The following is a 14,682-nucleotide window of genomic DNA, read 5'->3' as shown; positions in this document are numbered from 1 at the left end:
CTTAAAGGAGAATATAAATGAAATTTATACATACATCAGACTGGCATTTAGGTAAAAGTTTAGAAGGTCACTCTAGAATAGAAGAGCAAGAAAAATTTTGTGATGATTTTGTGAATATAGTAAATGCCAATGATATAGATTTAGTTATAATAGCAGGAGACATATATGATACGTCAAATCCTCCAGCACAGGCAGAAAAATTATTTTATAAAACAGTATCAAGATTAGCTAATAATGGGGAAAGATGTGTTTTGATAATAGCAGGAAACCATGATAATCCAGAGCGATTAGCTGCAATAACTCCATTAGCTCATGAACAAGGTATAATAGTTTTAGGATATCCATTAAGTTCAACAGAAAAGTCAAAATATAAGGGATTTGAGATTTTAGAAGCAAAAGAAGGTTGCTTAAAAATAGAAGTAAATGGCGAAAAAGCAACTATAATTACATTACCTTATCCAAGTGAAAAAAGGTTAAATGAGGCAATTGGAACTCCAAGTAGTGATGAAGAAGCTCAAAAAACTTACTCAGAGAGGGTCGGTCAAATATTTAGAGATTTAGAAGAAAATTTTGAAGATGATACTATAAATTTAGCTGTATCCCATATATTTGTAGTGGGTGGAGAATGTACAGATTCAGAAAGACCAATACAACTAGGTGGAAGTTTGCTAGTAGAAAAGAAAGATTTACCAACTAAGGCACAGTATATAGCATTAGGTCATTTGCATAAACCTCAAAAAGCATCACATAGATTAAATGCTTATTATTCTGGTTCTCCATTGCAATACAGCAAAGATGAAAGAAGTTATGCTAAGGGAGCTAATATAGTGGAATTAAAAGCTGGGGAAAGTCCAGTTATACAAAGTATATATTTTAAAGATTATAAGCCAATAGAAGTATTTAAATGTGATGGAATAGAAGAGGCAATTAAGATATGTGAGGATAATAAGGATAGAGATATTTGGTCATATTTTGAGATAAAGACAGAACATGTAATAAATCAATCAGATATAAAAAAAATGAAGGAACTTCTAGATGATATTATAGAGATTAGACCTATAATAATATCTGATTATGAGGAAGAAGAAATTGATGTAAAAGAAAAATCTATGGGAGAATTATTTAAAGAATTTTATCAATTTAGTACAGGTTTTGAGCCTAGAGGGGAACTTATGGATTTATTTTTAGGCATAATAAGTGAAGAAGGTGATTTAGAAAATGAGACCAATTAAGTTAAAGTTAAGTGGGCTTAATAGTTATGTTGAGGAGCAAATTATAGATTTTGAAGAACTTATAGATAGAGGTCTATTTGGTATATTTGGGAATACAGGAAGTGGAAAATCTACAATTTTAGATGCTATAACTATAGCTATGTATGGAAATATATCAAGAAATACTAAAGAGTTTATAAATAGTGCATGTAAAGAAGCCGTAGTAACTTATGAATTTGAAATAGGAAGTAAAAATAATAAGAGAAGATATGAGGTAAGTAGAGTTATAGGGAGAAGCAAGGCTGGCGGAACAAAAACTACTTATGCTAGATTAATAGAGAAACAAAAAGATAAAACAGAAGTTATACTTGCTGATAAAGCTAAGGATGTAAATGATATGATTGCTAAAGTTGTGGGACTTACGGCTAATGATTTTACAAGATCTGTTGTTTTACCTCAAGGTAAATTTAATGAGTTTTTAAAACTAACAGGCTCAGATAGAAGAGATATGTTAGAAAGAATATTTAATCTTGAAAAATATGGTAGAGGGCTTATAGATAAAGTTAGAAAAAGAAAGAATGAGAAGAACCTTGAATTAAGAGATTTAAATACAAAAATGAGTCAATTTGAAGGTGTTAGCATAGAGTTATATGATAATACATTAAAAGAGTTAGAAGAACTAAAATTAAGTGCAAAAGATAATGATAAAAAACTAGATTTAGCTCAAAAACAATATGAAGAAAGTAAAGAGGTTTATGAAGAACAAATTAAATTAGAAAGTTATGAATCTAGAAAGAAAGATTTAGATTTAAAGAAAAAAGATATACAAGATAAAAAAATTCAATTAGAGAATGCAGAGAATGCAGAAAGAGTAAATCCTAAAATATATGAAGTACAAGAATTAGATAAAAAAATAAATGATGACTCGATAAAGATAGAAGAAATAGAAAAAAAATTATGTATTTATAATCAAGAGCTTGCTATCACAAAAAATAGATATGAAGAAGCATACAAATCTAAAAATGAAGAAATGCCTAGGCTTGCTGAATACAGAGAAAAATTTAATAATGCAATAAAAATAGAAGAAGAATTAAATATAATAAACAAAGAAATTAAGGATATGAAAGAAAAAGGTATTGCATTAAGTAAGGAAAAGAAATTATCTGAAATAAATAAAAAGGATATAGAAGCTAATAAAGATGTAATAATTAAAAATATTAAAGATAAAGAAGAAAAATTAAATAAATTAAAAATAAGTGCAGAGCTAAAACAAAAAATATTTTTAGCATATGAATATGAAAAAGAATATTCAAAGGTTGAATATGAAAAATCACAAAAAGAAGATAAATTAAACTATTTAACTAAAGATTTAGATGATTTAAATTTAAAAAGTAAGTATATAGAAAGAGATAGATTAACCATAAGTACTAAGTTAGATGAATTACTTAATTCTCAAGAATTGCTATTAAAAAAATGTCCAGGAACTAATGATGGTATTTTATCAAAGAGTGAACATGTAAGTGATTTAAGAAATAAGCTAACTATATTAAAAGAAAATGAATCTAAAATGAAAATCTTACAAGACGAGATAAATGCTATTTTAGAAAAGAAATATAATAATAGCAGAGAAATTGCAGTTGTAACTGATAGATTAGAAGTTAACAAAAAAGAAATACAAGATTTAGAAAAAGAAATAGATAGACTTAAATACTTAAACTTAGCATTAGAACTTAGAAAAGAATTAAAGTCAGATATGCCATGTCCAGTATGTGGATCAACACACCATGAGCATATAGAATCTTCAAGTAAAGATGACGAAATAGAATTTTTAAAGAGTAAGTTAGAAAAACATATTGAAATTGATAATCTGACAAAAGCTAATTTAGAGGAAATGAATTTAAAAAATGGAGAATATATTTCTATTGAAAAAATAAAACTAAAAGAATTAGCTGAGGTAAAAGGCAAAGTAGGAGAGTTAACTTCTATAGAGGTATCGTCTAGACTAGAATCAGAAAATAGAATATTAGAATTACTAAAAAGTAATGTTCAAAAATGGAATGAAGATAAAGAAAATATGGAAGTTAGAATTAATAAATTAAAGGAAGAAAAAAGTAAGATAGAAAAGGACGAAATTAAGATACAAGAAGAAATAAATAGTTATAAAAAATCTATAAAAGAAATAAAACTAAATTTAGAAGATATTGAGCTTAAGTATAAAAAGATTAAAGCTGAATATTTAAACTTAAAAGCTATTGTAAAAGTATCTAATTTAAGTACAAAAGTAGAAGAAATAAATTCTAATGAGAAAATAATGGAAGAAGTAAATGCTGAGTATACACAATTAGTAAGTGAAAAAGAAAGAATAGAATTAGAGATAAAAGTCTTAGATGATAAAATACATAAAACTGAATTAGAACTTATAACAGCTAGAGAACTATATTCTGAAAAATGTAGATTTAGAGATGGAAAACAAGCGGACTTTATTTCTATAACTAAGGGAGAATCACCTAAAGAGTCATTAGAAAAAATTGAAGTATATGCAAAAAAAATCAGTAAATTAGAAGAAGATTTAAAAAGCAAGTTAGAAACACAAAGAATTGAATATGAAAAATGTTTAGGCGATAAAAAGAATATAGAAGGTAGTTTGAAAACTGCAAAAGATCAATATAAAATACAAGAAGAAACATTAAATCAGTTATTAAGTGAAAATAAATTTGAAAGTATTTATGCTGTCAGAAGATGTTTGCTTGAATATGAACACAAAAAAAGATTATCAGAGGAAATAGGAGAGTACGAAGAAGAACAAAAACTATTAAGTTCTAAGATAGAAGATTTAAAACATAAGTTATCTGGAAGACGTATTAAAAAAGAAGAATTTGAAGATTTAAAAAATAAAATCTATCTACTAAGAGTAGAAAGTGGAGAATTATCAAAAGAAATAGGAGCAAAACAAAATATATTAAGTAGATTAAAAGATTCATTAGATAAAGTAAAAGAAATTACAAAAGACTTAAGAAAAACACAACATAAAGTTGATCTATTAGATGATTTAGACAAGATTGTACAGGGTAATAGATTTGTTGAATATGTGGCGACAAATCAATTAAAGTATATAGCTCTTGAAGCATCAAAAAGACTAGAATCTATAACTAAGGGTCGATATGCACTAGAAATAGATCAAAAATTAAATTTTGTTATGAGAGATAATTTTAATGGAGGAGAAAGAAGAAGTGTAGATACTCTTTCAGGAGGAGAAACATTTTTAACTTCATTATCACTGGCACTTGCATTATCATCACAAATACAATTAAAAGGTAGATCACCATTAGAATTTTTCTTCTTAGATGAAGGTTTTGGTTCATTAGATAATGAATTATTAGATATAGTTATGCAATCATTAGAAAGACTACATAGTGATAAGCTAAGTGTAGGAATTATAAGTCATGTTGAAGATTTGAAAAATAGGGTACCTGTAAAGCTGGTAGTTTCACCAAGTGAAGCAGGCTCAGGATCAAAAGTAAAAATAGAATATAGTTAATAAAAAAAGTGGCATCTACAAGGGGGAATTGTAGATGCCTATATTATATATACTTATTAGGGGGAGAGATATATAATTTCCGCTCTCACATATAATTATTTACAATTTTAAAATTTATATACATGTTTATAAAAAAAAGCCACCTAAACAAGGGGGGGGGAAAGAATAGGTGGCTTAAGTTTAAGGGAAAGAAATTATTATTTTTAACCGCTCATTTTAGAATATTAACAGGAGTTTTGATATTCATGCTATTTACTTTTCTTAAGAGAAACTCTTTTAAGTTCCTCTTGATATATTATATGCGCATACTGAAAAAAGTGACATAAAATGTAATAAAAATTAAAAAAAATATATTTAGTGTAGAAAACTGTCGGGATTGATAATAGATTTAAATTCATCAAATCCAATTCTATCTATATAAGCACCTAATCTTTCTTTACCTTTTGCATTTTTAGCGTATGTTTTTACAATTTTATCTACAATGTCTAAGACATTTTCATCAGGTACATTCATTATTAATCTATTTCCTAATCTAGGTATAGTTCCACCTTTACCTCCTACAAAAACAGTCCATCCTTTAGGCATTCCCATTAAACCTATATCACGAGTATGGTTATCAGCACAGCTATTAGGACATCCACTAACACCAATCTTTAACTTATTTGGCAAATTCATGCCATGATATCTATTATCTAAATCTAATCCTAATTTTACGGAATCTCTAAATCCTCTTTTACAAAAAGTTGTACCAGGACAAGTTTTTATACTTCTAACGCATAGTCCAATTGCAGCACCAGGTTTCATTCCTAAATCAGCCCATGCACTATCTATATCTTCTTCTTTTAAACCAACTAATGCTATACGTTGTGCAGCAGTAACCTTTATAGCATCAACATTATACTTATCTGCAACATCAGCTAATTTTCTTAATTGATCAGAACTTATTAAACCAGCAGGAACGTGAGGTGCTATAGCATAAGTAGATTTATCTCTTTGTAAAACAGCACCTTTATCTAGTAAGTCATTCATTTTATTACCTCCAGATGTTATTTTTATATGATATAACTTATTATTAGTAATTATTAATTTTTTATAAATGAAATAATAATTTTTACTTAGCGTACATATAAGTAATTATATAAAATGAAAAACATTTTAAATTGCTAAGAGGGCATAATATTATGGAATAATCTTATATGAATTGTACTGTTTCCAAAAAATATATACTTGTGTTATAATTAATACTAACATTATACTAAATATAAAAAAACAGAAATTAGGAGTGTGGTTAAGGTTGGATTCGACCAGTAGTAGTAATTTGATTCAAATAGTATTATTAGGGATATTATTAGTAAGTTCAGGATTTTTCTCAGCATCAGAAACTGCTTTAATGTCTTTAAGTAAAATAAGAATTAGGTATATGAAAGAGGAAGGGGTTAAGGGTGCTAAATTAGTAGGTTCCCTAATAGATAATCCTAATAATCTTTTAACATCTATACTAGTAGGAAATAATGTTGTAAATATAGCAGCAACATCTATATCAACATCATTATTTATGTCTTTATATGGAGATGGTGGTGTACCTATAGCAACTGCAGTTATGACTATATTAGTACTAATATTTGGAGAAATTACTCCAAAAACTATAGCAGCTAACAATACAGAGAAAGTTGCACTTGTAGTTTCAAAACCAATAAAAACTACAATAGTAATTTTAAAGCCTATAGTATGGATATTTAATCTTATAACAAAGGTAATATTTAAAGTTCTTGGTGTCCAAGATAAGGGTATTCAGCCATACATAACAGAAGAAGAATTAAAAACTATGGTAAATGTAAGTCACGAAGAAGGAGTACTTCAAATGGAAGAAAGAGAAATTATAAATAATGTATTCCAATTTGGTGACATGCAAGCTAAAGAAGCTATGGTTCAAAGATTAGATATTATAGCTATAAATGCAGAGGATACCTACGATGAAATCATGGATTTATTTAAGAATGAAAAATTAAGTAGATTGCCTGTATATGAAGAGTCTATAGATAATATAATAGGAATTCTTAATATAAAGGATGTTGTTTTCTTAGAAGACAATGAAATCGAAAAATTTAATATAAAAGATTATGTAAGAGAAGCATTTTTCACATATGAATTTAAGAAAATAACTCAACTTTTAGAAGAAATGAAGAAAGAAAAAACTCAAATGGCTATAGTAGTAGATGAATATGGCGCAACAGCAGGTTTAATAACAGTAGAAGATTTAGTTGAAGTAATAGTCGGTGATATAGATGATGAGTATGATGAAGAAGATGATGAGATACAAGTAATAAAAGAGGATGAATATATAGTTGAAGGAAGTACTAAAATAACAGATGTAAATGAAATGATAGGAACTAAGTTAGAGTCAGAAGAATTTGATTCTATTGGTGGTTTTATAATAGGTCATTTAGGTCGTATTCCAGATGAGAGTGAAGTTGTTGAAGTAGATAATATAAAACTATGTATAGAAAGCCTTGATAAAAACAGAATAATGAAAATAAGAATATTCACATAAATAATAAAACACTGCAATTAAGCAGTGTTTTATTTGTATATGATGATAATTTTAAGTGTATAATTAAGTAAAAGGGGGTTATTAAATGAATGTTTTAAATAGAGATTTTTTAATAAAGTTAAAGAATAATTCAATTTTTTTTATTATATATAGTTTATGTTTTATATTTATATACAAAACATTTCCTTACATAGCTCCATTTTTTATTGGATTAATAATAGCGCTTATAATTAATCCAATATCCCAAAAGCTTAAAGAGAGATTAAATATAAATAAAGGGATATCTACTCTTATATTAAGTTTTTTCGGTGTAGCTATAGCCATTGGAATTACTACAGCAATGGCTATTTCAGGGACTAAACAATTAATAATTTTTTTAAATCATATAGATACAAACTATAATGATATTAATAATATGATAATTATGTTAATGAATAAGGCAAGTGATTATCTAGAGAATTTTAAAGAAATATCAAACATCAATATTGAGGATATGATGAGTAAGTACAGTTCTGAGTTAGTTGGGGTAATAAAAAGTTGTTTAAGTAACATAATAAATTTTGCTGGGTCAATACCATACATAGTTATATTAATTATAACTTTATTTATATCTACCTACTTTATTGCAAAAGATATAGATAAAATAGAAGATGGCTTTTATAGCATGTTTACAGATAATGCAAAAGTTAAAGTAAAAAATATAAAAAAAGAAATTAGATTATCCATATTAGGTTATATAAGGGCATATGTAATACTTATAGGAATAACTTTTTTAGTTATATGGGGAAGCTTTAGCTTCTTTGGAGTAAAATATGGATTTATATTAGGTGTAATAGGTGGATTACTTGATTTAATTCCCTTTTTAGGTATTGTAGTTATTTTTGTACCAGTTATAATATACAACTTAGTGATAGAAAATTATTTTGTAGCAATATCCATAAGCATCGTATTTTTAGCGTTATCTATAGTAAGACAAATTCTTGAGCCTAAGTTAGTTTCTACTCACATAGGATTAAATCCATTATCTACAGTAATTGCTATATTTATAGGAGTGCAAGTAAAAGGAGTAATTGGAATAATATTTTGTTTAGGGTTAGTAGCTATGCATGATATTTTAAAGAAGGTTGAAATTTTATAATAAAGTAAAGTATAAAATAACATAAGAAAGAAGGCGTTTATATGAGAGAAAAAATAACAGAAAGATTTTTAAAGTATGTAAAGTTTGATACTACAGCTAATCCTAAAAATTCAGCTTGTCCTTCATCAGAGGGTCAAAGAGTATTTGCACAAAGTTTAGTTGAAGAATTAAAAAATTTAGGATTAGAAGATGCTAATTTAGATGAAAATAGTTATGTAATGGCAACATTAAAAGGGAATGTAGATGATGTTGATACAATAGGATTTATATCTCATTTAGATACAGCACCAGATATTACAGGTAAAAATGTTAATCCAAGGGTGATAAAAAATTATGATGGTAAAGATATTGTTTTAAATGAAGAACTTAATATTGTTACATATATAAAAGATTATCCAGAACTTGAAAGTTTAAAAGGTCAAGATATTATAGTGACAGATGGTACAACATTACTAGGAGCTGATGATAAAGCTGGAGTAACAGCTATTATGAGTGCTGTAGAATACTTAGTCAATCATCCAGAAATTAAGCATGGGGATATAAAAATAGGATTTACACCAGATGAAGAAGTTGGTAGAGGTGCAGACTTATTTAATATAGAAAAATTTGGAGCAAAGTATGCCTATACAATAGATGGAGGTGCTGAAGGAGAACTTGAATATGAGAACTTCAACGCAGCAGGAGCTACAATAAAGATACAAGGAAGAAACGTTCATCCAGGATCAGCTAAAGATAAAATGATAAATGCTCTTCATATAGCTTGTGAAATAGCAGATTCTTTTCCAAAAGAAGAAAGACCTGAGACTACAGAACACTATGAAGGCTTTTATCATTTAAACGATATAAATGGTAGTGTTGAAGAAGCTACTATGATATATATAATAAGGGATCATGATAAAGTAAAATTTGAAGCTAGAAAACAATATATGATTGATGTTATTGAAAAATTAAATATTAAGTATGATAATAGAATAAATTTAGATTTAAAAGATCAATACTATAATATGAAGGAAAAAGTTGAGCCAGTAATTTTTATAGTAGATATAGTTAAACAGTCAATGGAAGATCTAGGAATAATACCTAATATAGTACCTATAAGAGGAGGTACTGATGGAGCAAGATTATCTTATGAAGGACTTCCTTGTCCAAACATATTTACAGGAGGTATAAATTTTCACAGTAAAAATGAATGTGTATCTATAGATGCAATGGAAAAATGTACAAGGTTAATTACAAAAATAGCTGAAAGCTATACAAAGAGATAAAAAAAAGCAAGTATAAATAGTAATATTTATACTTGCTTTTTTATGTAAATTTATATAATAAACAAAATATAATGAAAATTATTGTATAAATGCACAATTAATATACATACACATTGATTTATAATTGTATTTAGGAATAGAGAATAAAAGGGAGGTACATATGAATCAGTTTGTGAACTTATCAGATGGATTATTAATTCCAAAGTTAGGACAAGGTACTTGGTACTTAGGAGAAAATAAAAGAAAAAGATGAAATAGAGAGTATAAGAATAGGCATTGAAAATGGAATGACTTTAATAGATACTGCAGAGATGTATGGAGAAGGATTAGCAGAAGAATTGGTTGGTAAAGCAATAAAAGGATATGATAGAGAAAAATTATTTTTAGTATCTAAAGTATATCCTCATAATTCAGGAAAAAATAGAATTTTTAAAAGTTGTGAAGAAACTTTAAAAAGAATGAATGTAGATTATTTAGATTTATATTTACTACATTGGAGAGGAAATGTACCTTTAAGTGAAACTGTGGAGTGTATGGAAGAGTTAGTATCGAAAGGAAAGATAAAACGTTGGGGAGTATCAAATTTTGATTTAGATGATATGATAGAACTTATGAACATACTAAATGGAAATAATTGTGCGATAAATCAAGTATTATATCATTTAGGGTCTAGAGGTATATAGTATAGTTTATACCCTTGGATGATGGAACGAAATATACCAATAATGGCATATTGTCCAATGGCTCAAGCAGGAAGGCTTAGAAAGAACATAAATAGTAATCCTATGCTTAAAGAGATTGCAAATAGTCATGGATTAAGCATTATTGAATTACTTCTTTGTTTTGTATTACAAAAGAATCAAATAATTGCAATTCCAAGAACTGGTAATCCGTAGCATGCACTTAAAAATTCTAAAGTTAAAAATATTATATTAACTAAAGAAGAGTTAGATATTATGGATAAAGAATTTCCAGCTCATAATAGGAAAGTTTATCTAGATATAGTATAGAATATTTTAAAGAGATATAATTGGTATCATAGCTTACACATACTATTATTAAATGTTAATAATAGGTTGCTTATTGAATATAGAAATGTATCAATATGTAATATTTTGTCATATTTATATAGTATATTAGTGCTTACTAATATATAAAGGTTAAAAAGGAATGATTGTATGACAGAAATAGGTAAACTTATAAATCTTATTAACTTTAATAAAGAAAATGAAGTTAAAAGTTTAGGGTACTCTATATCATATGGTATAAATTTAGTTAATGCTACTAATATGTGGAGTAAAGGATATACAGGAAAAAATGTAATCATAGCGGTAATAGATACTGGATGTGATAAAGATCATCCAGATTTAAAAGATAGAATAGTTGAAGGAAGAAATTTTACTACTGATGATGGTGGAAATCCAGATATATATACCGATTATGATGGTCATGGAACTCATGTTTCAGGGATAATAGCAGCTAATAACTCAAAAAATGGAGTAGTTGGTGTAGCACCAAGTGCGAAGTTAATGATTTTAAAGGCTTTAGCAAAAGGCGGTGTAGGTCAGTACTCATGGATAATAGATGCTATAGATTATGCAGTATCTAAAAAAGTAGATATCATATCTATGTCATTAGGTGGACCCAATGATGTACCTCAATTACATCAAGCAATTATTAATGCGATTAATAATAATATATTGGTAGTGTGTGCAGCAGGTAATAGTGGTGATAATTCTGCACTAACCGATGAATTGGATTATCCTGGTGCATATGAAGAAGTAATAGAAGTAGGAGCTATAGATATGAATAAAGTCCCTGCATATTTCAGTGATTCTAACAAGGAATTAGATGTATTAGCACCAGGTGTAAGTATATTATCAACATACAAAAACCAATCATATGCAACTCTAAGTGGAACTAGCATGGCTGCACCATATGTTTCTGGAAGTTTGGCATTAATAATTGAATGGTCAACAAATGAATTTGGAAGAAAACTTAGTGAACCAGAGCTATATGCTCAACTAATAAAGATGACAGTAAGTATCAATTACCCGAGAAGTATGCAAGGAAATGGATATGTGTATTTAAATCCATATATAGTTACTAGAAAAATATAGGCTTAAATAAAATAAGTGGCAATGGTGTAGCTACACTATTGCCATTTTTCATATAAATATAAATTTATAGCTCTATAATATTTCCTGTGTTTAAATCTATAAAATTGAAATCTAACTCTAATTCATCTTCATTAGAGTTAATTATTTCAATTGTAGCAACTGAATGAGTTCCGTCTTTAGGGATAGATGTGCTTCCAGGGTTTAACACCATTAAAGATTCATCAAAGAATAACTCTTTAACATGAGTATGTCCTAGAATTAGTATATCAGCCCCCATGTTTTTAGCTTTTTTTATAGTTTCTTCTTTAGAATCTAAATAACCATGAGTTAATAGAATTCTTATTTCTCCAAATTGACTCATCACATAAGGACTTTGGATAGGATGATTAATAACCATTTGATCTACATCAGCTTCACAGTTACCCTTAGTTAGAAGGATGTTATCTAAATTATTTAATTTTTCAATAACTCCCTTAGGATTGTAGTCTTTAGGTAAATCATTTCTAGGTCCATGATAAAGTATATCACCACCATGTAAAAGAATATCACAATCAGATAATGCTTTTACAGCTTTTTCAAAATAATATAAACTTCCATGAGTATCACTCATTATACCAATTTTCATTATAAACCCTCCTATGTATATTATAAGAATTTTTCAGATACTCTACTCCAAAATTCATAATTAGACATTCTAAGTAATCTGATTTTTATATCAGATGCAAAAACTTGTATATCTGAAATTTGATTAAATCTATGTTCTACTCCATCAACTACAATTAATATAGAATCTTCAAATCTATATTCAGGTGCAATTTTTATTATAGAGTCAATTGAAAATATAATACTTGATGTAAAACATCTATATGCATTAGTGTTGATTGGATAAAGTGGAGTTAATTGCATTAACTCTATGCTAGTATCAACTATGCTTCCACCAGCTGCATAGTTATAAGCAGTAGAACCTGTAGGTGTAGATACTATCATTCCATCACCACTAAAATTTTGTATATGTCTATCATTAACTTTTAGATTAAGATGTATAGTTCTTGATTTATCACCTTTTACAACTACTTCGTTAATAGCGAAAACATCACAGCAACTTTTATTAGTACATACACTAGCCTGAATAACGGGTACTTCCTCAATAATATAATCCATATGTAGATAATCCTTGATGAATTTATCTATATTTTCTGGCGATATTTCAGGGAAGAAGCCAAGATGACCAGTATTTATTCCGACAATAGGAACTTCAGGAAAATCAAAGTCGTGAACTGTTTTTAAGAAAGAACCATCACCGCCTATTGATATAATAAGTTCTGTGTCAGGATGAAAATCATAGTATACATTAAATCCAGCCTTAATAAGTTTTTCTTTTAATAAATCTCTAGTCTCAATAGATTTATGTACTTGATTTGAGTTTATAGTTATAATTCTTTTCATCTTTCCACCTCTTTATACTTTGTATTATAACATAACTTGTAGATTTAATAGGAAAGATAATAAATTAACATAAATTGTAAAGTAAATTATTGACACTTACGTATATACAGTATATATTGTATATATACAGTAGGTGCTCTTTAAGAAGTTATTGAGAAAGGATAGGTTATGAAAATTATAATTAGTAATTCATCAGATACTACAATTTATGGACAAATTGTAAATCAAATAAAAGAAGCTATAATATCTAATGAATTAAAATCAGGATATTTACTTCCATCTATAAGGGCTTTAGCAAAAGATTTAAATATAAGTGTAATTACAACAAAAAGAGCTTATGAAGAATTACAAAAGCAAGGGTTTATAGATATAGTTCCTGGTAAAGGAACTTTTGTAGCAGGTTTTAGTAAAGATATTATATATGAAGAAAAAATGAAAGAAATAGAACTTAAAATAGAAGAAATTATTGAAATTTCAAAGATTATAGATGTTTCAAGAGAAGATATAATAGAAATATTTAATTGCATATATGAGGGGTGAATTTATGATTAAAATTAAAAATTTAAATAAAAATTTAGGTGGATTTAAATTAAGTAATATAAACTTAGAATTACCTAAGGGATATATAATGGGCTTGGTTGGTCCTAATGGATCAGGGAAAACAACTTTAATTAAAATTATAATGGGGCTTATAGAATATGATAGTGGAGAAGTAAGTATATTTGATAAGAGAATGGATGAATATCCAGAAGATATAAAAAATAAAGTTGGTTTTGTATATGATAGGTTAAATTTTTACCCAGAGCTTAGTGTAAAAGATTTTAGAAATATATCGAAATATTTATATAAAGAATTTAATCAGGTTAAGTTTGATAATTATTTAAAAAAATTTAATATTAATCCTAAAGTAAAGATAAAAAATTTATCAAAAGGGCAAAGTGCAAAATTAATGTTAGCTAATGCATTAAGTCATAATGCAAAATTATTAATTTTAGATGAACCAACTTCTGGTCTAGATCCAGTTGTTAGAAAAGAAGTACTTACATATATTCAAGAATTTATAGAGGCAGAAGATACTAGTGTTCTTATTTGTACTCATAATACTGAAGAATTAGATAAAGTAGCAGACTATATTACTTTTATAGATAATGGAGAAATTGTGCTTAGTAAAGATAAGGAATGTTTACAAGATGAATATAGAGTGTTAAGAGCAAGTAGAGAAGATTTATGTAAAATAGAAAAAGTTGTAAATATAAATCATCAAAAATACTATAGTGAAGCTTTAGTAAGAGTAGATAATGATGAAGATTATAAAGAAATACTTAAATATGTAGATGTAGATAATATAAAAGTCCCAAACATAGAAGATTTTATGTATTACTATACTAAAAAAGTGTAACTTAGAAAGAGGAG

At 27.2% G+C, this 14,682-nt stretch carries 13 protein-coding genes; 10 read left to right on the top strand and 3 right to left on the bottom strand.

What is annotated here, in order from left to right:
• Positions 1-17: 17 nt before the first annotated feature.
• Both I2A66_RS11875 and I2A66_RS11870 read left to right on the top strand, forming a co-directional pair.
• Positions 18-1,232, top strand: a complete 1,215-nt coding sequence (locus tag I2A66_RS11875) for a metallophosphoesterase family protein (RefSeq protein WP_195251718.1) — start codon at positions 18-20, stop codon at positions 1,230-1,232.
• Complete coding sequence (locus I2A66_RS11870; protein ID WP_122640194.1) at positions 1,219-4,749, top strand: AAA family ATPase; 3,531 nt, start codon at positions 1,219-1,221, stop codon at positions 4,747-4,749. The genes I2A66_RS11875 and I2A66_RS11870 overlap by 14 nt, the downstream gene beginning before the upstream one ends.
• A 354-nt stretch (positions 4,750-5,103) precedes the next feature.
• Here the strand turns inward: I2A66_RS11870 and I2A66_RS11865 are convergent, their stop codons facing one another.
• Positions 5,104-5,778 carry an NAD(P)/FAD-dependent oxidoreductase gene (locus tag I2A66_RS11865; protein WP_122640195.1) on the bottom strand — a complete coding sequence of 225 codons (675 nt, stop codon included), beginning with the start codon at positions 5,776-5,778 and terminating at the stop codon, positions 5,104-5,106.
• A gap of 289 nt (positions 5,779-6,067) precedes the next feature.
• Between I2A66_RS11865 and I2A66_RS11860 the strand changes: the two genes are divergently transcribed.
• From I2A66_RS11860 to I2A66_RS11840, 6 genes are all read left to right on the top strand, one after another.
• Positions 6,068-7,300 (top strand): HlyC/CorC family transporter, encoded by a 1,233-nt coding sequence (locus tag I2A66_RS11860; protein ID WP_122640196.1) that lies wholly within the window; start codon positions 6,068-6,070, stop codon positions 7,298-7,300.
• An 85-nt stretch (positions 7,301-7,385) separates the two neighbouring features.
• Positions 7,386-8,438, top strand: a complete 1,053-nt coding sequence (ytvI, locus tag I2A66_RS11855) for a sporulation integral membrane protein YtvI (protein WP_122640197.1) — start codon at positions 7,386-7,388, stop codon at positions 8,436-8,438.
• A 41-nt stretch (positions 8,439-8,479) separates the two neighbouring features.
• Entirely contained in the window at positions 8,480-9,703 is a 1,224-nt protein-coding gene (gene pepT, locus I2A66_RS11850; protein ID WP_195251717.1) for a peptidase T, read from the top strand.
• Between the two features lie 287 nt (positions 9,704-9,990).
• On the top strand, positions 9,991-10,386 hold the full coding sequence (locus I2A66_RS17510; protein ID WP_306666834.1) for an aldo/keto reductase: 396 nt from the start codon (positions 9,991-9,993) through the stop codon (positions 10,384-10,386).
• A gap of 18 nt (positions 10,387-10,404) precedes the next feature.
• Entirely contained in the window at positions 10,405-10,599 is a 195-nt protein-coding gene (locus I2A66_RS17505; RefSeq protein WP_306666833.1) for a hypothetical protein, read from the top strand.
• Positions 10,600-10,881: 282 nt separating this feature from the next.
• A complete protein-coding gene (locus I2A66_RS11840) occupies positions 10,882-11,823 on the top strand; it encodes a S8 family peptidase (protein WP_195251716.1) in 942 nt (313 codons plus the stop codon).
• 64 nt (positions 11,824-11,887) lie between these two features.
• On the opposite strand, the gene yfcE is transcribed toward I2A66_RS11840, so the two are convergent.
• Together yfcE and I2A66_RS11830 are read right to left on the bottom strand one after the other, a co-directional pair.
• Entirely contained in the window at positions 11,888-12,448 is a 561-nt protein-coding gene (gene yfcE, locus I2A66_RS11835; protein WP_122640200.1) for a phosphodiesterase, read from the bottom strand.
• Positions 12,449-12,468: 20 nt separating this feature from the next.
• Complete coding sequence (locus tag I2A66_RS11830) at positions 12,469-13,269, bottom strand: NAD(+)/NADH kinase (RefSeq protein WP_122640201.1); 801 nt, start codon at positions 13,267-13,269, stop codon at positions 12,469-12,471.
• Between the two features lie 168 nt (positions 13,270-13,437).
• On the opposite strand from I2A66_RS11830, the gene I2A66_RS11825 reads away from it, so the two are divergent.
• Together I2A66_RS11825 and I2A66_RS11820 are read left to right on the top strand one after the other, a co-directional pair.
• Entirely contained in the window at positions 13,438-13,809 is a 372-nt protein-coding gene (locus I2A66_RS11825) for a GntR family transcriptional regulator (RefSeq protein WP_147515682.1), read from the top strand.
• 4 nt (positions 13,810-13,813) lie between these two features.
• Positions 13,814-14,668 (top strand): ABC transporter ATP-binding protein, encoded by an 855-nt coding sequence (locus tag I2A66_RS11820; RefSeq protein ID WP_122640203.1) that lies wholly within the window; start codon positions 13,814-13,816, stop codon positions 14,666-14,668.
• The last annotated feature ends 14 nt before the right edge of the window (positions 14,669-14,682 follow it).

The sequence above is a fragment of the Romboutsia sp. 1001713B170207_170306_H8 genome (assembly GCF_015550495.1).
GTDB lineage: Bacteria > Bacillota > Clostridia > Peptostreptococcales > Peptostreptococcaceae > Romboutsia_E.
The sequence above is the reverse complement of the archived record's forward strand: the minus strand, read 5'-3'. Positions and strand labels throughout refer to the sequence as shown.